Genomic DNA, 22,607 nt, shown 5'->3' with positions numbered 1-22,607 from the left:
TACGTTAATAAATTGCCTTTTGCCAATCACCTTTGATGAATTAAGGGAATAATTATAGCTGGGCCTTGGGCAATCATAAAAGGCAGGGAACTAATACAAATCATAGTCCGGCAGACTATAGGGCAAATAAGTTCACCCTGCCTTTTAATAACGTTCTCCACAAAGTTTTTAGTTCTTAACCCCCCTTGGAACCCCCATTTCAACAATAACAATAATCTTAAAAAACTATTGATAAGACCAAAGGCAGGGGCAAAGGCTATGTGCGGCAAAGAAGCCTAAAAGAAAAAAAGCATTTTTGTTACTTTTGTTGCGACAAAAGTAAAAGGCCTCCCGGCCATAAGGATAACAACGTTCAATACATTAAACAACTCACATAAACCCACACAATAAACAATACCTGCAAGGGCACACGAAACCATAAATATTTTGGCCCGCTGCCATCATAGGTTCCTTTTTCCATATTGATGTGTTTTATGGCGGCATTAATATTGGCAGGGGTAAGCACTATGAAAAATATGATGAGCAGCCAGGCGGTAATTGTTCTTGTGGCGGGTATAAGCAAGCCTGCGGCCGAAGCAATTTCCAGCACACCGGTAATGTAAACGATTTCTTTTTTGAAGGGAATAAATGAGGGTAACATCATAGCCATCCCCCTGGTATAAATAAAATGACCGATGGAAGTAAAAACCATCATAACGGCCATGGCTATTTGTGCCGATAGTCTGATATTGTAATCATTTATGAGTTTTGTAACTGCCAGACTTATGCCAAATACAAGCAGCAATACAATTAGTGGTTTCATGCTAATGTTTTTTCTTCAAATTTCCGCATACCGCGAAAAGCAAACAATGAACCTAAGTTAAGTAATTCGCCGGCGGATACGGCTCAGGCCCTGCGGGGTAATGCCAATGTATGAGGCAATGTATTTTAATGGGATCTGCCTGATGAGGTGCGGCTGTTCGGTAAATAAATTCAGGTAGCGCTGCTCGGCCGTATCATTTAATAATGATAGCTCACGTTTGGCTTTTTTCAGAAAGATATCTTCGCCTGCAAGACGACCAATGGTATTGCCAATTTCAGTTTCAGCGTATATTTCCTGCAGGTTTTGGTGGGTTAAGCTCCAGAGTGTAGTATCAGTAAGTGTTTGAATTTGGTAGGTAGAGGGCGCACGGGTTAAAAACGAATCATAGGCGCTCACAAAACTGTTCTCAAAAGTAAAGGCAAAGGTGAGGTCATTGTCGTCTTTGGGAATATAGTAGCGCACAATCCCAGTTTCCATGAACGACAGATAATTTTCAATTTGCCCGGTTTTTAAAATAACTGTTTTTTTGGGGATCACATGTTGGGTAAGCTTTGATGAAAATATGTGCCAGTCTTTATCACTAAGTGAGGTCATGCACTCTAAATATTCCCGTATTTGTTTCATAAAGGTGAAGATAAGCACTAAGGCTTATCTTCCAATAGGCAAACCAAAATCACTATTAAATTACTGATCTTACTAATAATACTAAGCGCTTATTGGTTGCCTGATCTTTTCCATGTTGCGGGCTATTTCAATATCCGGGCTTCTGTATTTGTACTCCGGGATACTGGCCAGTGATGAAGCATGTACCTGCGGACCCAAACCATAAAACTGTTGAAAGCTCATGATGAGCGGTCGCCATTTATCAGGATCAACCCGGTTGGGGTCATTATGCATCATGATCGATTCTTCCAGGTACACCTGTACTATTTTTAATTCCATGGTTACTATTCGGCCGCGTTGTTGTTCGTTATCCTCACTAATAGGGTGTATAGCAACAACATGCGCTTCCAACTGCACGGGGCACTCCATAACCCGTGGAGCCGTTACCTTTTGCGATGGCACCGGGGTAAAGCCGGCAATGCCAAATTTATCAGGTTCATAGTAGTAACCCCGACTTTGTTTTACTTCGGGTACGGGGTTTACGCCGGTTTTAAGTGCCAGTTTGTTAACAGCCTGTACCTCATTAACCGATGGCAGGTTTAAAACACACTGGCCTGTACGTTTTAGGTTTTGCACCGTTTTGGAAGTGGTGGCCAAACCAATGATGCAACGCCAACCGAGCCAAAAGGCCGATGACATAGGAGCTAAATTATAGGAGCCATCTTCATTCATGGTACTGATCAACACCACCGGCGTGCCGAAATAAAGGATGGCGGGTTCGCTTACTTTGTGCATTTTGTTATAATTTTTGATAGATATTAAACAATTAAAAGCAATGCTATTTGCTTATTCAAAATTGCTCAATAATGCACCGCTGTAAAACCCGGAACTTGCTGAGTTTTATCTTCAACAGGTAATCCAGAGATACTTAATGATGTATCTGTTTACTATCCGCGGGAGCTTCGGCCCTGTCAAACATGCCATAATCCCTTACCACGTTGGCTATTCTTAAATGGTAATCTTTAAACACATACGCGCGACCTTTTGACTGGGCGTCACGATGAATCTCCAGGTTGCGCCATTGCTTCACTGCTTCCTCATCGCGCCAAAAGGATAACGACAATATCTTCCCCGGATCGGTAAGGCTTTGAAACCTTTCGATAGAAATGAAACCGTCAATGGTTACCAGCGTGGGTTTAAGGTAGGCGGCTATATCCAAATATTCCTGCTTTTTGCCTTCCTGAGGCATCACTTCAAAAATTACAGCTATCATCTTTATATATTTTGGTTATGAACTTAACAGTTCAAAGTTACGCACTGCAGACTTAGTGTACGGTTTTCAGCGCCCTTTTTTAACACTGTCAAATTTGATCTAAAACGCACTATTTTTGATGGTTTTTAACAAAAAACGTTCAAAAATGATGTATTTATATCCAATAACAGATGAAATTAAACACTGCCTTACTTAGTGTATTTATAACTTATCGTAATTTGAAAACCATGCCATCCATTTCCTCACTGATGTGGATCTGGCATGCCAGGCGGCTATCGGGCCCGGCATTGGGCAGAGTGTCCAGCATGTCGAGCTCATTGTCGGTTGCGATAAAAAAATGTTCCGGACCTTCCAGTACCTGAACATGGCAGGTGGCACAGAGGGCCATGCCGCCGCAGGTGGCCAGCACATCATATTCAGAAGCTTTTAAAACTTCCATCAGGCTAAGATTAATGCCTTCGGGTATTTCAACCGGGGCGCGGTGACCCTCCCTGTCTTCAATAAGTAAGTTGATCATGGTTAAAACTCGGTTACGCCGTAAACGGTAGTGTATTTGAAACTTAGCTTTTGTTCGGGGTAAACATATTTAAACGCGCTCTGGGCCATCAGGGCAGCTTCGTGGAAACCGCATAATATCAGCTTTAATTTCCCCGGATAGGTGTTGATATCGCCTATGGCATAAATACGTTCCACACTGGTGCTGTAGTCGCGGGTGTTTACTACAATGGCCGAGAAGTCGATGTTCAGTCCCCAATTGGCAATAGGGCCCAGCTTGGGGCTAAGGCCAAACAGCGGGATCAAATGATCGGCAGCTATGTGGCTCGCCTCGTTATTGCGGTCAAGCAGGGTTATCTCCTGTAAATGGCCTTCGCCGGTTAAGGCAACCACGTTCGATTTCAGGATCAGGTCTATCTTGCCTTCGCGGGCCAGTTCAAATACTTTTTCGGCAGAGTCAGGCACACCCCTGAAGGTATCGCCACGGTGAACCAGCGTAACCCGTTCGGCAACATTGGCTAAAAATATAGCCCAGTCAAGCGCCGAATCACCGCCACCGGCCAGTACCACTTTGCGGTCGCGGAACATTTCGGGGTTTTTAACCATGTAAGCCACGCCCTTGCCTTCAAATTCCAGCAAACGGTCAATCTCCGGCTTACGGGGCTCAAAGCAGCCCAGTCCGCCGGCTATAACAACCACCTGGCAGTGTACGGTAGTGCCGTCATTGGTTTGTATAAAGTAAGAGCCGTCATCATTTTTTGTCAGTGTTTCTACCCGCTCACCCAGACTAAAAGTAGGGTGGAAGGGGGCTCCCTGTTCCATCAGCCTGTCCACGAGCTGCTGGGCGGTTATATCAGGATAACCGGGGATATCATAAATAGGTTTGTGCGGGTAAATTTCAGAAAGCTGACCGCCAACCTGGGGCAATACATCAATTAAATGGCAGCGCATTTTTAGTAGGCCTGCCTCAAAAACGGCAAATAAACCCACCGGGCCTGCGCCTATAATGCAAATATCGGTACTAATATGTTCCATAAAATCGCTTTTTAGTAAGCGCTCAAATGTGGATACAAAGCAGCCCTGATACAAATGATATTAAGTAATGTATGATTACTTATAGTTATAATTGGCCAGGCAAAAACGCTTGAAAAGATCAATCAATTTGTTGTTTTTGCCATGCAGCTGAATAAACTGAAAGGTACGGAAAATCTCCATTCCCTTTATTTCGATAATGCTAAGCTCGTTATATTTCAGCTCACTTAATACCGACTGGATAGACAGGAAAGTGGCCGTTTCTGAATATAAAAGGTACTGTTTTATGGCGATGCTGCTCTCCAGTTGGATCTCAATGTTCAGGTCCTTGGGGCCGATATGCTCCTCGGCCAGGGCATTAAATATTACATCAAGCGTGCCAGACCCGGCCTCGCGCAGCACCAACGGGATGTCCAATAATTGCTTAGGGGTGATCTCGGCCTTTTTTGATAACTTATTGTTTGCCTTGGTTACCAATACAATTTCGTCTTTGGCAAAAGGCGAGTAGGCCAGTTGCGGTGAGTGGGCAGCTCCTTCTACTATGGCTACATCTATTTTTTCGTCCAGTATCAGCTGCGAAATATGATCGGTATTACCCTGTATAAAATTGAAGGTAACTTCGGGATATGTTTTTTTAAAGAGTGCCAGTATTTTAGGCAAAATAGTTTGGGCCACGGTGGTGCTGGCGCCAATGTGTAGGGTGCCCGCTTCAATATTGTTCAACTGGGCCAGTTCGGTTTCAAGGGCGGTATAGGTTTGGAATATCTTTTCGGCATATTGTACCAGCACTTTGCCGGCTACGGTAAGCGCTATGTTGTTGCCATTGCGTTTAAACAGCTGTATGCTCAACTGCTGCTCCAGCTCCTTAATGTGCTTGGTAACAGCAGGCTGGGTAATAAACAACTCGTGGGCGGCCTTGGTAAAACTTAACCTTTGTGCAACAGTATAAAAAACCTTTAACCTGAAATCGAAAATCATTGGGTTAAATTTAGTGGTTTTAAAGCATAAAACACTGTTGGCTATTCCCCGGAATGGTCAGAAAAAGTGCTACAAGGCGTTACGGTGCACATAATTACCAGCAAACAACCCAGCAATATGGCTCTTGTAAAAAGGTAAATAAACGTTTCCATTGGATATAAGATTGATGTGTTGGTGAAATGTTACAGTGGTAAGTGTTTTGGAAGAAAAAAAAGCTTGGGGAGAGTGCGATTCCTTCCCTGGGGAAGGGGAGGTAGGGGTTTATTGAACTATTAAATATAATCAGGCGTATAAAAAACCCCTCCCTGCCACTGCACAATCCGGCACACCCCTCCCGTGGGGAGGGAATGGAAAACGGGCGCACAATCTACTAATGTTTGCCTGTGAGGACTTGGGGAAAAATAAATCGCGGTAATCCTTTAATCCGATGAATCAAGGTTCAGACAAAGTGATTGCGCGTGGAAACCCCTCCCTGCCCATACACTATCCAACGCACCCCTCCCGTGGGGAGGGAATGGAAAGCATCCCGCCATTGATATAAAAATTCCTTAATTTCCCCAGCAAAATCATCATCCCATGCAAAACGACCTGCAGCAAATTTTTGGCCATATTGATATCTACCTGTTTGATCAGTTATTGAAGGGGCGCTTTAATGATTGCAAAACCGTGCTGGATGCGGGCTGTGGCGGCGGGCGTAACCTGGTGTATTTTCTGAAAAATAATTATGAAGTATATGGGGTAGACCAAAGTGCCGAAGCTGTTGCCATAGTTAAGCAACTATCGGCCCTGTTGGCCCCGACTAATGCGCCAGGTAATTTTAGTGTGACCGGGGTGGAGGATCTGCCCTTCACTGACGACTTTTTCGATCTGGTTATTTGCAGCGCGGTACTGCATTTCGCCCAAAACCAACAGCATTTTGATAGTATGGTGCGCTCCCTTTGGCGGGTATTAAAGCCGGGTGGTTATTTGTTTACCAGGCTGGCTTCGGATATTGGCATTGAAACCCTGGTGCATAGCACAGGGAATGGCCGGTACCTGCTTCCCGATGGTTCCGAACGGTTTTTGGTAAATGAACAAACTCTGCTCCAGTACACCCATGAATTAAACGGGACACTTTATGAACCTATAAAAACCACCAATGTGCAAAACCTGCGCAGTATGACCACCTGGTGCATACAGAAAAAATAGATTGCCTCCCACGTATTAATTCATTGTTAATTAATAAAATAGTATATTTTTGGTGTATAGCTTTTTAAGTTAACCCAATTAATGCCGCCGCATACCCTAAAACTATTTTTACTGCTGATTTTTACACTGACTTTTAGCAGCGTTATAGCACAAAAAAAAACGAGGATTTTAAAAGATGCCGCTGTCGCCATCTGTAGCGGTAGTTTGGGCGATCCGGTATTTAATCAGGATTTTGGAACAGGTGCAGGTGTTGGCGATCAATTACCTGATGGTGTTACGAATTTAACATACGTATCCAACTGTCCGAACGATGGGTCATATACCATTACGCATTATAGCGGTGGTTGTCATAATACCTGGCATACCGTTTATACAGATCATACAGGCAATGGCAACGGTTTTTTTATGATGATAAATGCCAGTTACGCGCCGAGTGTTTTTTTTACCCAGCAGGCACCTGTATTATGCGAAAATACTACCTATGAGTTTTCGGCCTATGTACTAAACTTACTAACGGCTGCTGCAAGTGATAATACAGTTATACATCCCGATATTGAGTTTTCGGTTGAAACTATTGATGGCGCCGTATTAGCTACTTATGATACCGGTATTATACCCCCAACAGCAGGTCCGGTGTGGGTGAAGGAAGGCTTGTTTTTTACCACGCCCGCCAATACCACACAGGTTGTTGTAAAAATGATCAATAAAGCGCCGGGGGGTAATGGTAATGATCTGCTGCTTGATGACATCACTTTCAGGGCCTGCGGACCGGTCATAAAAACCGGTTTTAATACCGTAACAGCCAATCAGCCCCAAAATCAGTGCGTAGGCGAATCCAAAACTTACATCTTAAAATCGGAGGTTGGCGAAGGATATATCAATCCCAGAATGCAATGGCAAATAAACACAGGCGATGGAAACGGATGGGTTGACATTGCCGGTGCAACTTCAGATGCTTACACTTTTATACAGGGTGCGGGCACTTTCGGAACTTATCAATATAGGCTTGCGGCTGCGGCGGGTCAAAATATAACATCGGCACATTGCCGGGTTTTTTCTGACCCCCTTACGGTTACGGTAAACGCTTACCCGGTGGTACCAACTATACAACCGCAAATAGCCTGTGAAGGAGATGCTGTGAGTTTAGAGGCAGGTGGCGGGGCAAGTTATTTGTGGAGGGGGCCCGGGGTAACTGCTGCTAATAAAAATCAAAATCCGCTTATTATTAATGCGGTAACTCCTGCCGATGCAGGTAATTACTCAGTCATTGTAACTTCGGCAGCGGGTTGTTCAACATCTGCCTCAACAACACTTGCCGTACATTTAAAACCGGTTGTTACTTTAGATGCCATACCATCAGGTATTTGTAAAGGAGCTTCCATACCGCTTAAGGCATCTGCCCCAGGTAATAATCAATACAGCTGGACACCCACAACCGGCTTGTCTGATCCATTCTCACAAAATCCTATTGCTAACCCGGCCGATACCACAATTTACACCGTTAAAGTAACTGATGCTGATAATAACTGTTTTGAAACAAAAACAGTAACGGTTAATGTGCTGCCCCCGCCGGTTGCCAATGCCGGAGGCGATAAAAAGATATTTGAAGGCCAATCTGTTAAGCTGGATGGCTCTGCCAAAAGTGGCGATGTATTTTATTGGACACCGGCCGATTACCTGAGCGATCCGCAATCACTAACCCCGCTTGCTAACCCCACTGATGATAAAATTTATACCCTGCACGTAACGTCAAATTTTAATTGTGGTATTGATACAAACAGTGTTTTTGTTAGGGTTTATAAAAAGATAGTGATCCCCAATACATTTTCGCCCAATGGCGATGGCCGGAATGATCTTTGGGATATTGAAGCGCTGGTAACCTATCCCCAAAGTTTGTTAACAGTTTATAACCGTTATGGGCAGCAGGTTTTTAGAAGTATAGGCTATGATCATCCCTGGCGGGGTACTTACAATGGTACCGTATTACCACCAGGCACCTACTATTATGTGATCGATCTTAAAAGCGGCGCGCCTTTATTATCCGGTTGGGTGCAGATCATAAGGTAAGCCTCACCCAAATTCGAAGAATTGTCATTTCGAACGGTAGAGAGAAATCTTATGCGACTTTTCATGCGGACTTTGTATAGTGTAGAAGATTTCTCTTTCGCGCCTCCCTCATTCCCCCTTAGCTCTATCGAAATGACAATTCTTCGAATTTAGGTGAGGCCATACTCATTATAAATAGCTATTTATATTAAATACTAACTGTAATGCTACTACTTTTATATATGCATCACGAACATCACTTACAAAGCTCAGATATTATCAGGGATATTGTTATTGGCATGTCTGACGGATTAACGGTGCCCTTTGCACTGGCCGCCGGATTAAGCGGGGCCGTAAATTCATCGCATATTGTGATCACGGCCGGTATTGCCGAAATTGTTGCCGGTTCCATAGCGATGGGACTGGGTGGTTTTTTGGCCGGCCGAACCGAGGTTGACCATTATGCATCTGAACTGAAACGTGAATATGCGGAGGTAGAAAAAGTGCCCGAGCAGGAAAAAATGGAAGTAAAGGAGGTGTTTGCCGCCTTTGGCCTGTCAGCAAAACTACAGCATGAGGTTGCCGAAGAAATGGCAAAGGATAAAGATAAATGGGTTGATTTTATGATGCGTTATGAACTTGGCCTGGAAGAGCCGAAGGCAAACCGGGCTACACAAAGTGCCATAACCATTGGCTTATCATATATTGTCGGGGGGATTATTCCGCTATCACCCTATTTTTTTATTGCCGATTCGCTGCAGGCTTTGTATTATTCTTGTGGCATTACCATGATTTGCCTGTTTATATTTGGCTATTTTAAAAGTAAAGTAACTGGCCAGCCAAAAATAAAGGGCGCTTTGAAAGTACTATTCATAGGCGCCATAGCCGCTGCCGCCGCGTTCTTAATGGCAAAACTTATCACGGGGTAATATCAAAATTTTATAAACTTATCTATCTGCTCGTTGGTAAATTTCAGGGTGTCGGCATTTAAAAGCTGTCCATTTTGGTCCATTTCCTTATTTATGGAGGCTATGTGGATCTTTAACGACATGGTATTGAGGTGGATGTAATGGCAAACGCCTGTAAAATGATCAATGCCCCTAATGTTACCATATTTTCCTGATGACAGACCAACCAGGGCGGCTTTCTTTTCATAAAAGCTTTCTGGGTAAGCGCAGGCATCAATAAATACCTTCAGTACACCCGGAAAGCTGCCGTTATACTCCGGTATTATAAATAAAAATTTATCTGTTCGGGTAATAATATCCTGTATAGGCATAAACTCGGGGCTCCGTTTGCCATAAAGATCAGTTTGAATTAAATTGGCCGGCAATTCGGCAAGTGATAATAAACCTGCCTCTGTTCCTTTTTCGCGAAGTTTTTGCTGATAATACTGAGCAAGTTTAAGTGTATGGCTGCCGGGGCGGTTTGTTGCTGATATTATAGTGATCATTTAGTAGTTTTGATTTATTGAATTGCTGAATTATTGATTTTTGGTCTTCGATAATGAATAGTTTATAAATTTAATATCATTCAATAAGTCGATAATTCGGTAATTCAATAATTAATATTGTTTGTAAATTGCCGAAACCTGTGGATTTCGGAATTGTTTTAAATCCGTATCTTTATCACCAGATAAAAACTTTACGAAAGTAGAAATTTCTAATTCTATTTAGCGTTGTTATAAATCATTGAAATATAAATTTTTGAAAATATAGAATGAGTAAAATAATTGCTTTAGCCAACCAGAAAGGTGGCGTAGGAAAAACTACATCATCTATAAATCTGGCTGCAAGTTTGGCCGTATTAGATTTTAAAACCTTGTTGGTTGACGCCGATCCGCAGGCTAATTCAACATCGGGGATTGGTTTTGACCCCCGTAACATTAAGAATAGTATTTATGAGTGTATCATTAACCAGGTTGATCCTCATGAAGCTATCCAAAAAACAGACACCCCTAATCTTGATCTGCTACCGGCGCATATTGACCTGGTAGGTGCCGAGATTGAGATGATTAACCTGAGTGGGCGCGAATATAAAATGAAACAGGTATTTGAAGCTGTGCGCAATGAATATGATTTTATCATTATTGATTGTTCGCCTTCATTGGGTTTGATCACCATTAACGCGTTAACCGCTGCCGACTCGGTAATTATACCGGTACAGTGCGAGTATTTCGCGTTAGAGGGTTTGGGCAAATTGTTAAACACCATTAAAATTGTACAATCGCGCTTAAACCCGCAATTGGAAATTGAAGGTATACTGCTTACCATGTACGATGTGCGCCTGCGCTTATCAAACCAGGTGGTTGACGAAGTTAAAACGCATTTTGAGGATATGGTTTTTGATACCATTATTCAGCGTAATACACGGTTAAGCGAAGCTCCAAGCTTTGGCGTATCGGTAATTATGCATGATGCAACCTGTAAGGGGGCAATAAATTATTTGAACCTGGCACGCGAAATTATTGAGAAAAATGGCCTGACAAAAAGCGAGGCAAAAACAGAAACAGCAACAGTGTAAGCAATGAGTAGTGAAAGAAGAAATGCCCTGGGCAAAGGATTAAGTGCGCTGTTGAATGACTCTGTAAACGTACAACCGTATAATAAAACTAAGGATAACAATAAAGATAGGGAAGCCTCAACATCAGCAGTTGAGGTTAACAGCCTGGGATCGGTAAATGAGATACAACTGGCCGAGATCGAGGTAAACCCTTTTCAGCCCCGTACTGATTTTGATGAGCAGGCCCTGGCCGAACTGGCCGACTCCATTAAATTACAGGGGCTTATACAGCCTATAACTGTAAGGCGTGTTAACGCGCATAAATACCAGCTCATATCTGGCGAGCGTCGTTTCCGTGCATCAAAAATAGCTGGTTTAACACAAATACCGGCATATGTGCGCACGGCCAATGACCAGCAAATGCTGGAAATGGCACTGATTGAAAATATTCAGCGCGAAAACCTGAATGCCATTGAAGTGGCCCTTAGCTTTCAGCGTATGATTGAGGAGTGTAACCTTAAACAGGAAGAACTGGGCGACAGGGTGAGCAAAAACCGATCGACAGTTACCAATTACCTGCGCCTGTTAAAATTGCCGCCAAGTATACAGGCATCTATTCGTGATGGGGCAATTAGCATGGGTCATGCCAAGGCGCTTATCACTATTGAAGACCCCGCCAAACAATTATATTTACATCAGCATATTATTCAGCAAGGTTTATCCGTTCGTAAGGTTGAAGAATTAGTTCGTGACATGCAAAAGGCGCCGGTAAAAAAAGAGGGCAAACAACCCGAACCGGTATCCTATCAATTGCAAAAAATACAAGACGACCTGGCTTCAAAGTTTAGTACACGGGTAACACTTAAGGTGGGCAGCAGGGGCAATGGCGTTATTGAAATACCATTCCTTTCAGAAGATGATCTGGGCCGTATCCTTGAGATGCTGGATTGGTAAAAATTAGTATCAGGTTTTAATATCAAGTATCAGGATTTTTGAAAGTGTATAAAAATGCAATGTCATGATACTAACTACTTGCTACTTCAATTGTATTCTTTTAAAAATGTATAAATTTTTGTTTGTTATTGGGTTTATCACAGTATTTACCTTTGCGGCTCAAGCGCAGGTAACAGATACGACTGTGGTGGGCAAAAGTGATACGGTGAGGAAAGCTTCAAATACAGCGCCTGGCTCTTTTGCTCCTCCCATAAAAAAGGAAAAAACCTATCATCCCGATAGCTTGCACAGCCCGCATAAGGCAGTAATGCATTCCCTGATGGTGCCCGGATGGGGACAATTATATAACCACCGCTGGTGGAAAGTGCCTATTATTTATGGCGGTGTGGGTTTGCTGGCTGCGGCCGTAATATTTAATCAGAAATATTATACCCAGTTTATAACCCTTGCAAAGTATAAGCGACAAGGTATTGCGCCCGGTCCAAATGATAAATATTATGCCGAATACAATGCGTATGGAAGTGGTGTTTCTGAATCGGATTTTGCAAGTGCCGCTGATGGTAACAGGCGTAACCGCGACCTAAGCATACTTGGTATTTTGGCCACATGGGGCATTCAAACCATTGATGCTTATATTGATGCCAAATTCATTCACTCCTATACGGTTGATAATGACCTGGCCATAAAGGTTACACCTGGTGTTTTAAACCAGCCAGTTTATGCACAAAGTACTAATGTCTCTTTTATTCCGGCTATAAAAATTACCTTTACGTTTTAGGATTGGTATCAAGTAGCCAGTATCAAGTATCACGATTTTTTAAAGAAATAAAGAAATTGAAGTATCCTTGATATGTGCTACTTAAATATACCAAAAAAGGCAGCGGTCTTGATACTAAATACTTGATACTAAAAAATATGAAGATAGCATTACTGGGCTATGGAAAAATGGGCAAGATCATCGAAAAGATCGCCATTGGCCGCAAGCATGAAATTGTTTTAACTATTGATCATGATAACCTGCATGATCTTACTGCCGAAAATTTACAAAAAGCCGATGCGGTAATTGAGTTTACCACGCCATCATCTGTATTGGGCAATATTGACCATTGCTTTAACGCGGGAGTACCTATTGTAGTAGGCACAACCGGATGGTATGATAAAATACCCGAAATAAAACAAAGATGCGAGCAGGATGGCAATTCATTAATGTATGCATCAAACTTTAGTGTTGGGGTAAATATATTTTTTCATGTTAACCGTTTGCTGGCCAAAGTAATGAACCGTTACCCGTACTATGATGTGCAGGTTGAAGAAATTCATCATACCCAAAAAATGGATGCGCCAAGCGGTACGGCCATAACCATTGCCGAAGGTATCATTGAAAACCTTGATTCAAAACGGGAGTGGATCAACGTGTTAACTACCGATGACAAAGATGATGATGAAACAGTTACAGAAAACCAGTTGCTGATCGAATCTATGCGTATTGATAACATTCCGGGTACACATACCGTTATTTATGATTCAGAAGTTGATATGATTGAATTTAAACATACCGCGCATAACCGTAATGGCTTTGCCTTAGGCGCTGTATTGGCAGCCGAATGGATCCACGATAAAAAAGGTTTTTATTCGGTGGAGGCCATGTTTGATTTTAATAGCTAATTACGTTATCAATAAATGGATACAGGAGCTTATATTGGGGTTTACATTATTACGGCCCCTTTATTAATTTTAATGACCATAGGCTTCTGGCAATTGTTTAAAAAGGCCGGTCGTGCCGGTTGGGAAGCCCTGGTTCCTGTTTACGGTACCTATATTATGCTAAAAATTAGCGGCAGGCCATGGTGGCTGCTATTGCTGCTTATTATACCCGGTGTAGGCATTATAGTTGAATTAGGCATTTACATTGATTTTATAAAATCATTTGGTAAAACAAAACTGCGCCAGCAGGCCGCAGGCGTGCTGCTGGGGTTCATTTACTTACCTAAATGGGGGTTTGATGAAAAAACCAGTTATTTAGGCGCTTCGGCAAGTGCCGAGTTTCAGGAAAAATACAGGCAGGACCTTAAAAGGTCATCGGCCCGGGAGTGGACCGAGGCCGTCATTTTCGCTGTAGTGGCCGCCACGCTGATCCGCTCGCTTTTTATCGAGGCCTATACCATACCAACCCCTTCAATGGAAAGCTCGCTTCTGGTGGGCGATTTTTTATTTGTAAGCAAAGTTAATTATGGCGCCCGTTTGCCCATGACACCTGTAGCCTTTCCGTTTGCACATCATACCATGCCACTTACGGGCACCAAAGCCTATTGGGATGGCATCAAATTACCATATTTTCGTTTGCCTGGTTTAAGTGAAATAAAAAAAGGCGATGTAGTGGTGTTTAATTATCCGATGGATGCCGATTCGCCATTTTACAGGCCGGTTGATAAGCGTGAAAATTATATTAAACGTTGTCAGGGTGCCCCCGGCGATACCCTTAGCCTCATTGATGCCCGGGTATATGTGAACGGCAAACCTGCCACAATGCCCCCACACGGCGAAATGGAATACATGGTACGCGCTGATGACAGCAGGTTTGATCCACAGATGATATATGAGCTGCATTTGTCAGATATTCAGCAATTCACCAATCGGGATTACATGATGAATATGACGGAGCATTCGGCCCAAATGCTTAAGGGATATTCGAATATAAAAACAGTTACACCCAATGTACGATTAAGAGGGGTTTATGACCCCGAAATATTTCCTCATAACCCGCGTTACAGGTGGAACGTTGATAATTTTGGCCCCATCATTATCCCCAAAAAGGGTTGGACTGTAAAGCTGGACAGTCTTACGCTGCCATTTTATAGCCGGGCCATTGCAGTTTATGAAAATAATAAGCTGCAGGTTAATGGGAACGACATCACCATAAATGGCAAAAAAACAAATAGCTATACCTTTAAAATGAACTATTACTGGATGATGGGCGATAATCGCCATAATTCCGAAGATTCGCGTTTTTGGGGTTTTGTACCTGAAGATCATATTGTAGGTAAAGCTTTGTTTGTGTGGATGAGCTGGGATGCAACTTCGCCATCGGCTAATAAGATCAGATGGAGCCGCTTGTTTAGGGGAATAAACTGATAGATGTTAGATGTGCAGATGTTTGGTAACATATAGCTTACATAACAGTCATAGGTAATAAAAAATAATTATATACATTTAAAAAATCTGCACATTTGAAATTTGCACATCAAAATACATGAACTGGAAATTCTGGAAAAAAGATAAAAGCAAAACCAAGAAAAAAAAAGGCGCGGTTCGTGAGTGGGCCGATGCCATTGTTTTTGCAGTTATAGCCGCTACGCTGATCCGTACACTTTTTATTGAGGCATATGTGATCCCCAGCGGATCAATGGAAAGCTCCCTGTTAATTGGCGATTATTTATTTGTAAGCAAGGTAAATTACGGAGCACGTACACCCATAACACCAGTGGCCTTTCCGTTTACGCACCATACTATTCCTTATACCAATATGAAAGCTTATTGGGATGGTGTTCAATTACCTTATTACCGTTTACCGGGTTTAAGCGATATTAAAAAGGGCGACATTGTGGTTTTTAACCAGCCAATGGAGGCCGATTCGCCTTACTTCAGACCGGTTGACAAACGCGAAAATATCATTAAGCGCTGTCAGGGAACCCCTGGCGATACCCTGAGCCTGGTTGATGCCCAGGTTTATATTAACGGTAAAGCCGAAACCACCGCCCCCCACGGCGAAATGACCTATGTGGTAAAAAGCGATGGCAGCCAGATAAATCCGCAGCTGATTGATGAGCTGCATTTAACCGATATGGCGTCTATCAACAATACCGATTTTAAGACCAACACAACAGTAGCCTCGGCCAATAAATTAAAGGGGTATTCAAATATCAAATCAGTAACGGCTGATGTTGCTCCAAAAGGGATTGATGACCCGCTTAACCCGGTTTACCCGGTTAAGTATCCACGTTATAAAATAACACCGGCTTTTCCTCATTATACCTGGAATATAGATAATTACGGCCCTATCATTATCCCTAAAAAAGGGTGGACAGTAAAGCTGGATAGTTTAACATTCCCCATTTATGGTCGCGCTATTGAAATTTATGAACATAATAAAGTAAAAGTAGTAGGCAAGGATATATTTATAAATGATAAAAAAGCCGATACTTACACCTTTAAAATGAACTACTACTGGATGATGGGCGATAACCGCCATAATTCAGAAGATTCGCGGTACTGGGGATTTTTACCCGAGGACCATGTAGTAGGCAAGGCATTATTTACCTGGATGAGCATTGATAGTACTGCCTCTTTTGTAAATAAGATACGCTGGAGCAGGTTGTTTAGAGGGATACATTAATTGATAAAATAATATAAAGCTAATAAAGTGAACGTTGTAGAATTTGTAATTGCATTTATAATACTGATCATTTTGCCTTATGTAGGCTTATGGAAACTATTTGAAAAAGCCGGAGAGCCGGGTTGGCAGGCTATCATTCCCCTCTATAATTTTTATGTAATGATCAAACTAAGCGGCCGGCCGGCCTGGTGGTTTATACTGCTGCTTATTCCCGGTCTTGGTTTCTTAGTAGCTATAGGCATCGTAGTTGATTTTGTAAAATCATACGGAAAATTTTCATTAAGCGAACACATTGCAGGTGTAGCCCTATCTTTCATATATTTCCCTAAATGGGGTTTTGATAAAAATACCAAATACTTAGGCAAGTCGGCAAGCCCGGAGTTCAGGGAAAAATATAAGATCTCCCTTAAAAAAACTGCCGCACGCGAATGGGCCGATGCTATTATTTTCGCGGTAATTGCCGCTACGCTGATACGTACTTTTTTTATTGAGGCTTATGTAATTCCCAGCGCATCAATGGAGAGCTCTTTATTAATTGGCGATTACCTGTTTGTAAGCAAGGTTAACTATGGCGCCCGCTTGCCCATGACGCCTTTAGCTTTCCCTTTTGCGCACCATACCATGCCGCTTATTGGTACCAAGGCCTATTGGGATGGTGTTGAGCTGCCCTATTACCGCTTACCCGGTCTTAGCGATGTTAAAAAAGGCGACGTAGTGGTTTTTAACTACCCTATGGATGCCGATTCGCCTTTGTACAGGCCGGTTGATAAACGCGAAAATTATATAAAACGCTGCCAGGGCACACCTGGCGATACCCTGAGTGTGGTTGATGCACAGGTTTTTATAAATGGTAAAGCTGCTATTACACCACCACATGGCGAAATGAAATACGTGGTACAATCAGATGGCAGCGAGATTAATCCTCAACTGATCAGTGATTTGCACTTATCAGATATTGCACCTGTTAATAACACCACTTTTAAGGTTAATACAACAGCACAATCAATTAAAGCTTTAAAAGGTTACTCAAATATTAAAGCCATTACACCCGATATTACACCCAGGGGGGCAGCAGATCCGTTAAATACGGTTTATCCTGAATTGTTCCCTAAATATAAGATCACACCAAACTTCCCAAATTTTAAGTGGAACGTGGATAATTATGGTCCTATCATTGTGCCTAAACGTGGGTGGACAGTGAAGCTGGATAGTTTAACATTCCCGGTTTATGGTCGTGCTATTGAGATATACGAAGGTAACAAGGTGCAGGTAGTTGGCAAGGATATCCTGATCAATGGTGTAAAAACCGACAGCTATACCTTTAAACTAAACTATTACTTTATGATGGGCGATAACCGCCACAACTCCGAAGATTCACGTTTCTGGGGTTTTGTGCCAGAAGATCACATTGTAGGTAAAGCCCTGTTTATTTGGATGAGTATTGATGATCAGGCTTCCTTCCTGAACAAAATAAGGTGGAGCAGGTTGTTTAATCTGATACATTAAGCCCCCTAAAGCCCCCTAATCCCCTGAAGGGGGAACTAAAGGTTTTGATGCCCGCTTGTTTATTGAGCGGGCATTTTTGTTTGATAATAGGGATGATACCCTCTCCGCGCGTCATTGCTGAGGTACGAATCAAACAATAAACTTTTGTCATTCTGAGCATAGCGAAGAATCTAATCTACAACATGCATAGTTCATGAACAGATCCTTCGCTATGTTCAGGATGACAATTTGAGAGAAGCAATGACGTGGTTTTTAAAGGCAATCCATCAGGACTATCAATTCCCCCTTCAGGGGGTTAGGGGGCTCACCCCAAACCGCTCGGCCAATGCATTCAGATCAGTAACCACGGCATCAACCAGCGGGATACCGTTAATGCTCCGGTGATTTTCGGCTTCCAGTTCGGGTTCGCCGGGGATAATAACTTTTTGCATCGGATCAACCGTGGTAGAGGTTTTGAAGCGGGCTATCCAGTTATCCAGGTGCGATTTAAATTCATCAACCGGACGAAAGCCATCAACCCGCATGGCACCTACAAAATGCCCTATGCCTTTCCCAACCGGGTTTTCGGGGGGATCAAGAAAAGCTACAAACGGCGGCACCCAGGGCCCGTAATTGGCACCCGATAACACTGCCGATAAAATATCAACCGTAGCGCTCAACCCAAAACCTTTATGGCTGCCGTGATCGCGGTCGCTGCCCAACGGCAACAGGGAACCGCCCGATTTTAAAGCATGGGGATCAGTAGTATAATTGCCTCGCTTATCCTGTATCCAGCCTTCGGGCACTTGTTTGCCTAAACGCTGGGCAATCTCCAGCTTGCCATTGGCTGCGGCAGAGGTAGCCAGATCAACCACCACAGGCGGGTAATGGCCTGCGGGGAAGGCATAGCACATAGGGTTTGTGCCTAAAAGGCGCTCGTTAGAGTAAGTTGGCGCCACCAGCGGACTTGCATTGGTCATAGCAAAACCTATCATATCTTTTTCAACCGCCATTAACGCGTGATAACCTGCAATACCAAAATGGTTGGAGTTGCGTACCGATACCCATCCTGAGCCATATAGTTCGGCTTTTTTAATGGCCACCTGCATGGCATAGGGAGCAACCACCAGGCCCAGGCCCGCGTCGCCGTCAACGGTGGCCGTGGTAGGCGTTTCGTGAACTATCCTGATGTCGGGTTTGGGATTAATGCGGTTCTTTTCCCATAGCCTCACATAGCCGCTCAGTCGTGCCACCCCATGCGAGTCAATCCCCCGCAAATCGGAACGCAGCAAAACATCGGCAGCAAGGGTTGCATGTTCGGTACTGCAACCAATGGCCAGAAAAATATTTTGTGTAAAAACACGCAGGGTTGATGGGTTTATAAGCATGGTATGAAAATTATTTAAACATCGTCATTGCGAGGCACGAAGCAATCCCCAATTAGCAGAGCCGCTCTGTAGAGCATAGAGATTGCTTCGTGCCTCGCAATGACGATGGGGTGAGTAGTAGTTTTCTAACGGATAAATATATCAATTATCCAGTCGCTTTAGCAACTCCAACCCTTGTGCCCACTCGCCATGGCCCGATGCTACATTGATATGACCGGCATCGCCGATATTAACCAGCTCGCTGCCCCAACTGTTGGCAAACAGGTGTGCCCGTTCAGTACTTACATAATAATCATTACTGCTGGCCACTACTATACTTTTAAAAGGGAGTTTTATTAAAGGTACAGGTGTAAAGCCGGTGGTGCCTGATGGGTAGGTATCAGCTTCGGTATCGCTGGGAGCAACCAGTAAGGCACCTTTTATGCTCACGTTATATTTTTGCGCCCAATAAGCTATGGCGGTGCAAGCCAGACTGTGCCCCACCAATATTATATTGCCCGGGTCGTGCTGCTGTGCATAACTATTTAGGGTAGTTATCCAATCGGTGCAAATGGGGGTTTCCCAGTCTTGCTGCTCAATGCGGTCAAAATTAAATTGCTTTTCCCATAGGGATTGCCAGTGTGCAGGGCCCGAGTTACCCAAGCCCGGATGAGTGAGGATGGTAGATTGAAAGATCATTTTATAAATATAACTATCAAAACATATTAACTCCCCCTTTAGGGGGCTGGGGGGCTTCCGCTATTTCCTTGATCACTTTGTTCCGTTTTTCTAAAAGCCGGGTCATATACCATTTTAAAAAAACGAGGTTGGCCACATGTCCCCAAAAACCATGTGGCGATTCAAACATAAATATATCCTTCATCAGGGTTTGATCTTTTACGGGGAAAAAGTAATGCTCATGCCTGAAACTTTTAAACGCGCCTTCCATCATTTCGTCGGTAAAGAAGTTGGGATATTGAAACTCGGTGATCTTTGAAGTTAAAGTTTGCCATTTGCCCAAATGCCTGGCCCGCCAGGTAACGGATTCGCCTAATTCAATCAAGCCGCTGGTGCGCCCTGCTATGGCTGTTTCGCCGGTTTGCCGGGTTGAAGCTACATGGACATCAATGCTCCTGGCCAGGTCAAAACATTGCTGAATGGGAGCATTAATGTGGGTAGCTAATTCAATTATGGGCATATATATTGTGATTACACCGATTTTAACGGATGATTACACCGATTTTAATTGATAAGATGATTCACTGATTAATCCACACGGGCTAATCGGTGAAATCAAAAACCATCGGTGGAATCACAAAATACAGTTTAAAATTCCGCATTCTTCGGGAACCTTGGGAAAGGGATCACATCGCGGATGTTGCCCATGCCGGTTACAAACAGTACCAAACGTTCAAATCCCAGGCCAAACCCGGCATGCGGACAAGTACCGAAACGGCGGGTATCCAGGTACCACCAAAGTTCATCCTTAGGGATGTCCATTTCGTCCATACGTTGTTCCAGTTTATCCAAACGCTCCTCACGCTGCGATCCACCTATAATTTCGCCAATGCCAGGGAACAGGATATCCATGGCACGTACGGTTTCGCGGCCGTTGGCATCAGGTTCGTTCTGGCGCATGTAAAATGCTTTGATCTCCTTAGGGTAATCGGTCAGGATCACCGGTTTTTTAAAGTGTTTTTCAACCAGGTAACGCTCATGTTCACTTTGCAGGTCGGTTCCCCAGCCTTCAACCGGGTACTGGAACTTTTTCTTTTTGTTCGGGGTCGATTCTTTTAAGATCTCAATAGCCTCGGTATAGGTAAGACGCTCAAAATCATGATCCAAACAAAACTGCAGTTTCTCCAGCAGGCTCATTTCCTGGCGTTCGTTCTGTGGTTTTTGCTTTTCCTCTTCCTGCAGGCGCTGGGTCAAAAACTCCATATCGTCGGCGTTCTTATCCAGTGTGTATTTGATCACATATTTCAGCATGTCCTCGGCAAGGTCCATGTTGTCGTTCAGGTCATTAAAGGCAACCTCAGGCTCAATCATCCAAAACTCGGCCAGGTGGCGGGTAGTGTTTGAATTTTCCGCACGGAAGGTTGGGCCAAATGTATAAATATCGCTCAGGGCCATTGCACCAAGTTCGCCTTCTAATTGACCGGATACGGTAAGGTTGGTAGGGCGACCAAAAAAGTCTTGTTTAAAATCAATCTCGCCGGTATCTGTTTTAGGGATGTTATCCAGGTCAAAGTTGGTTACATGGAAAGTTTCACCCGCGCCTTCTGCATCTGATGCAGTGATAACAGGTGTATGCAGGTAAACAAACCCACGCTCCTGAAAAAACTGGTGTACCGCGAAAGCCAGGCTATTGCGCACCCGGAATATCGCCCCAAAAGTATTGGTACGGAAACGCAGGTGGGCGTGTTCCCTTAAAAACTCCAGGCTATGTTTTTTAGGCTGGATAGGATATTTTTCAGGATCGCTATCGCCCAGTACTTCAATATCAGTTGCTATAACTTCAACTGTTTGGCCTTTACCCTGTGAGGCTACCAGTTTACCAGCAACGCTTAAAGCGGCGCCAACTGTGATACGTTTCAAAAGGGCAGGGTCGGTGTTTTCAAAGTCAACAACAATTTGGATGTTGTTATTAGTTGAGCCATCATTCAAAGCAATAAAACGATTAGAACGGAAGGAGCGTACCCATCCCTTAACTGTTACATCAATTTCTGTTTGCTGGCTCTGCAGCAATGCTTTGATCTTTACTCGCTGGCTCATATAGTATGTTTTTTAGAGCCGCAAAAATACAATTAATTATGTAAAGCCACCTTGAATTTTCCGCTTAAAAAGCTAATACTATCAGGCTGAGAACCTGCCGGGTTGTCAAAGGTTTTAACAAATTTAAGATCAAAATAACCCTGCAGTATTTTGTCGGTTGCATTAAATGCAACAACTACTACCGTATTATTATGTGTTGGGCTAAGTTTGTATCTGGCTATTGTTGCATTATCCCTGATGATGTAATAATAGCCTTCATTGTTTTTTAGCGTATAGTAACCCGGGTCATCCACCCGGAGCTTGAAACCAATTATTTCTTGCTGCCCTGCTGTGGTATTGTTGCCGGTTACAATAGTGGTATCCCGCTCTATAGCAGAATCTGAAGGGTCGCCTGCCCATTCTACGCCATTTTTTTGGGCGAGGATAAAATTAGGAATGGGTGGAAAATCACAGCATTCCTTTTTGGCACATGATGCAAAAAGCAAAAGCGTTACGAAAAGTAAATAAAGCAGGTATTTTTTCACAACGATTGAACTGTAACAGGTTATCAATAACTGGTTTTATAAATATACCTAAAAGTTGGTATTACACCTTTACTTATCAGCTATTTGCTAATTTATTGTTCGTTATGAATGCTTAGTTAAGCCTGACATTAATTAGGTAAAGCCGCTTTGAATTTCCCGTTTAAAAAGCTGACCTTATCCGGATAACTAC

At 43.3% G+C, this 22,607-nt stretch carries 23 protein-coding genes; 10 read left to right on the top strand and 13 right to left on the bottom strand.

Annotated elements, in window-relative coordinates:
• Window positions 1–352: 352 nt before the first annotated feature.
• The 7 genes from AC1DRQ_RS22325 to AC1DRQ_RS22295 all read right to left on the bottom strand — a co-directional run bounded on the left by AC1DRQ_RS22325 (window position 353) and on the right by AC1DRQ_RS22295 (window position 5,183).
• Window positions 353–802 carry a DoxX family protein gene (locus tag AC1DRQ_RS22325; RefSeq protein ID WP_477426957.1) on the bottom strand — a complete coding sequence of 150 codons (450 nt, stop codon included), beginning with the start codon at window positions 800–802 and terminating at the stop codon, window positions 353–355.
• Window positions 803–859: 57 nt separating this feature from the next.
• Window positions 860–1,426, bottom strand: a complete 567-nt coding sequence (locus AC1DRQ_RS22320; RefSeq protein WP_477426954.1) for a Crp/Fnr family transcriptional regulator — start codon at window positions 1,424–1,426, stop codon at window positions 860–862.
• A gap of 81 nt (window positions 1,427–1,507) precedes the next feature.
• Entirely contained in the window at window positions 1,508–2,200 is a 693-nt protein-coding gene (locus AC1DRQ_RS22315; protein ID WP_477426952.1) for a flavin reductase family protein, read from the bottom strand.
• Between the two features lie 133 nt (window positions 2,201–2,333).
• Window positions 2,334–2,678, bottom strand: coding sequence for an antibiotic biosynthesis monooxygenase family protein (locus AC1DRQ_RS22310; protein WP_477426950.1), 345 nt, complete (start codon window positions 2,676–2,678; stop codon window positions 2,334–2,336).
• Between the two features lie 208 nt (window positions 2,679–2,886).
• Window positions 2,887–3,195: a 2Fe-2S iron-sulfur cluster-binding protein gene (locus AC1DRQ_RS22305; RefSeq protein ID WP_477426948.1), complete on the bottom strand. Its 309-nt coding sequence runs from the start codon at window positions 3,193–3,195 to the stop codon at window positions 2,887–2,889.
• Between the two features lie 2 nt (window positions 3,196–3,197).
• Complete coding sequence (locus AC1DRQ_RS22300; protein WP_477426946.1) at window positions 3,198–4,208, bottom strand: NAD(P)/FAD-dependent oxidoreductase; 1,011 nt, start codon at window positions 4,206–4,208, stop codon at window positions 3,198–3,200.
• A 75-nt stretch (window positions 4,209–4,283) separates the two neighbouring features.
• On the bottom strand, window positions 4,284–5,183 hold the full coding sequence (locus AC1DRQ_RS22295) for a LysR substrate-binding domain-containing protein (RefSeq protein ID WP_477426944.1): 900 nt from the start codon (window positions 5,181–5,183) through the stop codon (window positions 4,284–4,286).
• A 576-nt stretch (window positions 5,184–5,759) separates the two neighbouring features.
• Here AC1DRQ_RS22295 and AC1DRQ_RS22290 point away from each other — a divergent pair.
• The 3 genes from AC1DRQ_RS22290 to AC1DRQ_RS22280 all read left to right on the top strand — a co-directional run bounded on the left by AC1DRQ_RS22290 (window position 5,760) and on the right by AC1DRQ_RS22280 (window position 9,346).
• A complete protein-coding gene (locus AC1DRQ_RS22290; protein WP_477426942.1) occupies window positions 5,760–6,371 on the top strand; it encodes a class I SAM-dependent methyltransferase in 612 nt (203 codons plus the stop codon).
• 81 nt (window positions 6,372–6,452) lie between these two features.
• Window positions 6,453–8,438: a gliding motility-associated C-terminal domain-containing protein gene (locus AC1DRQ_RS22285; protein WP_477426940.1), complete on the top strand. Its 1,986-nt coding sequence runs from the start codon at window positions 6,453–6,455 to the stop codon at window positions 8,436–8,438.
• Window positions 8,439–8,641: 203 nt separating this feature from the next.
• On the top strand, window positions 8,642–9,346 hold the full coding sequence (locus AC1DRQ_RS22280) for a VIT1/CCC1 transporter family protein (RefSeq protein ID WP_429401742.1): 705 nt from the start codon (window positions 8,642–8,644) through the stop codon (window positions 9,344–9,346).
• A gap of 2 nt (window positions 9,347–9,348) precedes the next feature.
• On the opposite strand, the gene AC1DRQ_RS22275 is transcribed toward AC1DRQ_RS22280, so the two are convergent.
• Window positions 9,349–9,870, bottom strand: coding sequence for an NADPH-dependent FMN reductase (locus tag AC1DRQ_RS22275; protein WP_429401741.1), 522 nt, complete (start codon window positions 9,868–9,870; stop codon window positions 9,349–9,351).
• A 266-nt stretch (window positions 9,871–10,136) separates the two neighbouring features.
• On the opposite strand from AC1DRQ_RS22275, the gene AC1DRQ_RS22270 reads away from it, so the two are divergent.
• The 7 genes from AC1DRQ_RS22270 (at window position 10,137) to lepB (AC1DRQ_RS22240) (ending at window position 17,772) form a co-directional block, all read left to right on the top strand.
• The gene (locus AC1DRQ_RS22270) at window positions 10,137–10,940 is read left to right on the top strand and encodes a ParA family protein (RefSeq protein WP_429401739.1); all 804 of its coding nucleotides are present in this window, start codon (window positions 10,137–10,139) and stop codon (window positions 10,938–10,940) included.
• A 3-nt stretch (window positions 10,941–10,943) separates the two neighbouring features.
• A complete protein-coding gene (locus AC1DRQ_RS22265) occupies window positions 10,944–11,873 on the top strand; it encodes a ParB/RepB/Spo0J family partition protein (RefSeq protein ID WP_429401738.1) in 930 nt (309 codons plus the stop codon).
• A gap of 106 nt (window positions 11,874–11,979) precedes the next feature.
• Window positions 11,980–12,651 (top strand): DUF5683 domain-containing protein, encoded by a 672-nt coding sequence (locus AC1DRQ_RS22260; RefSeq protein WP_477426936.1) that lies wholly within the window; start codon window positions 11,980–11,982, stop codon window positions 12,649–12,651.
• Window positions 12,652–12,788: 137 nt separating this feature from the next.
• Entirely contained in the window at window positions 12,789–13,538 is a 750-nt protein-coding gene (gene dapB, locus AC1DRQ_RS22255) for a 4-hydroxy-tetrahydrodipicolinate reductase (RefSeq protein ID WP_477426935.1), read from the top strand.
• 15 nt (window positions 13,539–13,553) lie between these two features.
• Window positions 13,554–15,005: a signal peptidase I gene (lepB, locus tag AC1DRQ_RS22250; RefSeq protein ID WP_477426933.1), complete on the top strand. Its 1,452-nt coding sequence runs from the start codon at window positions 13,554–13,556 to the stop codon at window positions 15,003–15,005.
• A gap of 118 nt (window positions 15,006–15,123) precedes the next feature.
• The gene (gene lepB / locus AC1DRQ_RS22245) at window positions 15,124–16,266 is read left to right on the top strand and encodes a signal peptidase I (protein ID WP_477426931.1); all 1,143 of its coding nucleotides are present in this window, start codon (window positions 15,124–15,126) and stop codon (window positions 16,264–16,266) included.
• A 27-nt stretch (window positions 16,267–16,293) separates the two neighbouring features.
• On the top strand, window positions 16,294–17,772 hold the full coding sequence (gene lepB / locus AC1DRQ_RS22240; protein ID WP_477426929.1) for a signal peptidase I: 1,479 nt from the start codon (window positions 16,294–16,296) through the stop codon (window positions 17,770–17,772).
• Between the two features lie 287 nt (window positions 17,773–18,059).
• Here the strand turns inward: lepB (AC1DRQ_RS22240) and AC1DRQ_RS22235 are convergent, their stop codons facing one another.
• From AC1DRQ_RS22235 to AC1DRQ_RS22215, 5 genes are all read right to left on the bottom strand, one after another.
• Complete coding sequence (locus AC1DRQ_RS22235) at window positions 18,060–19,139, bottom strand: Ldh family oxidoreductase (RefSeq protein ID WP_477426927.1); 1,080 nt, start codon at window positions 19,137–19,139, stop codon at window positions 18,060–18,062.
• 141 nt (window positions 19,140–19,280) lie between these two features.
• On the bottom strand, window positions 19,281–19,817 hold the full coding sequence (locus AC1DRQ_RS22230) for an RBBP9/YdeN family alpha/beta hydrolase (protein ID WP_477426925.1): 537 nt from the start codon (window positions 19,815–19,817) through the stop codon (window positions 19,281–19,283).
• 16 nt (window positions 19,818–19,833) lie between these two features.
• On the bottom strand, window positions 19,834–20,316 hold the full coding sequence (locus AC1DRQ_RS22225) for an SRPBCC family protein (protein ID WP_477426923.1): 483 nt from the start codon (window positions 20,314–20,316) through the stop codon (window positions 19,834–19,836).
• A gap of 128 nt (window positions 20,317–20,444) precedes the next feature.
• On the bottom strand, window positions 20,445–21,893 hold the full coding sequence (asnS, locus tag AC1DRQ_RS22220; RefSeq protein ID WP_429401722.1) for an asparagine--tRNA ligase: 1,449 nt from the start codon (window positions 21,891–21,893) through the stop codon (window positions 20,445–20,447).
• A gap of 32 nt (window positions 21,894–21,925) precedes the next feature.
• Window positions 21,926–22,417 carry a hypothetical protein gene (locus AC1DRQ_RS22215; protein WP_477426920.1) on the bottom strand — a complete coding sequence of 164 codons (492 nt, stop codon included), beginning with the start codon at window positions 22,415–22,417 and terminating at the stop codon, window positions 21,926–21,928.
• Between the last annotated feature and the right edge of the window lie 190 nt (window positions 22,418–22,607).

The organism is Mucilaginibacter sp. P4_E8 (assembly GCF_056401495.1).
The sequence above is the reverse complement of the archived record's forward strand: the minus strand, read 5'-3'. Positions and strand labels throughout refer to the sequence as shown.

Excerpts from the sequence above, each read along its gene's own strand:
- AC1DRQ_RS22325 (WP_477426957.1), bottom strand. The coding sequence starts at position 802 with ATGAAACCACTAATTGTATTGCTGCTTGTATTTGGCATAAGTCTGGCA.
- AC1DRQ_RS22320 (WP_477426954.1), bottom strand. The coding sequence starts at position 1,426 with ATGAAACAAATACGGGAATATTTAGAGTGCATGACCTCACTTAGTGAT.
- AC1DRQ_RS22315 (WP_477426952.1), bottom strand. The coding sequence starts at position 2,200 with ATGCACAAAGTAAGCGAACCCGCCATCCTTTATTTCGGCACGCCGGTG.
- AC1DRQ_RS22310 (WP_477426950.1), bottom strand. The coding sequence starts at position 2,678 with ATGATAGCTGTAATTTTTGAAGTGATGCCTCAGGAAGGCAAAAAGCAG.
- AC1DRQ_RS22305 (WP_477426948.1), bottom strand. The coding sequence starts at position 3,195 with ATGATCAACTTACTTATTGAAGACAGGGAGGGTCACCGCGCCCCGGTT.
- AC1DRQ_RS22300 (WP_477426946.1), bottom strand. The coding sequence starts at position 4,208 with ATGGAACATATTAGTACCGATATTTGCATTATAGGCGCAGGCCCGGTG.
- AC1DRQ_RS22295 (WP_477426944.1), bottom strand. The coding sequence starts at position 5,183 with ATGATTTTCGATTTCAGGTTAAAGGTTTTTTATACTGTTGCACAAAGG.
- AC1DRQ_RS22290 (WP_477426942.1), top strand. The coding sequence starts at position 5,760 with ATGCAAAACGACCTGCAGCAAATTTTTGGCCATATTGATATCTACCTG.
- AC1DRQ_RS22285 (WP_477426940.1), top strand. The coding sequence starts at position 6,453 with ATGCCGCCGCATACCCTAAAACTATTTTTACTGCTGATTTTTACACTG.
- AC1DRQ_RS22280 (WP_429401742.1), top strand. The coding sequence starts at position 8,642 with ATGCTACTACTTTTATATATGCATCACGAACATCACTTACAAAGCTCA.
- AC1DRQ_RS22275 (WP_429401741.1), bottom strand. The coding sequence starts at position 9,870 with ATGATCACTATAATATCAGCAACAAACCGCCCCGGCAGCCATACACTT.
- AC1DRQ_RS22270 (WP_429401739.1), top strand. The coding sequence starts at position 10,137 with ATGAGTAAAATAATTGCTTTAGCCAACCAGAAAGGTGGCGTAGGAAAA.
- AC1DRQ_RS22265 (WP_429401738.1), top strand. The coding sequence starts at position 10,944 with ATGAGTAGTGAAAGAAGAAATGCCCTGGGCAAAGGATTAAGTGCGCTG.
- AC1DRQ_RS22260 (WP_477426936.1), top strand. The coding sequence starts at position 11,980 with ATGTATAAATTTTTGTTTGTTATTGGGTTTATCACAGTATTTACCTTT.
- dapB (WP_477426935.1), top strand. The coding sequence starts at position 12,789 with ATGAAGATAGCATTACTGGGCTATGGAAAAATGGGCAAGATCATCGAA.
- lepB (WP_477426933.1), top strand. The coding sequence starts at position 13,554 with ATGGATACAGGAGCTTATATTGGGGTTTACATTATTACGGCCCCTTTA.
- lepB (WP_477426931.1), top strand. The coding sequence starts at position 15,124 with ATGAACTGGAAATTCTGGAAAAAAGATAAAAGCAAAACCAAGAAAAAA.
- AC1DRQ_RS22235 (WP_477426927.1), bottom strand. The coding sequence starts at position 19,139 with ATGCTTATAAACCCATCAACCCTGCGTGTTTTTACACAAAATATTTTT.
- AC1DRQ_RS22230 (WP_477426925.1), bottom strand. The coding sequence starts at position 19,817 with ATGATCTTTCAATCTACCATCCTCACTCATCCGGGCTTGGGTAACTCG.
- AC1DRQ_RS22225 (WP_477426923.1), bottom strand. The coding sequence starts at position 20,316 with ATGCCCATAATTGAATTAGCTACCCACATTAATGCTCCCATTCAGCAA.
- asnS (WP_429401722.1), bottom strand. The coding sequence starts at position 21,893 with ATGAGCCAGCGAGTAAAGATCAAAGCATTGCTGCAGAGCCAGCAAACA.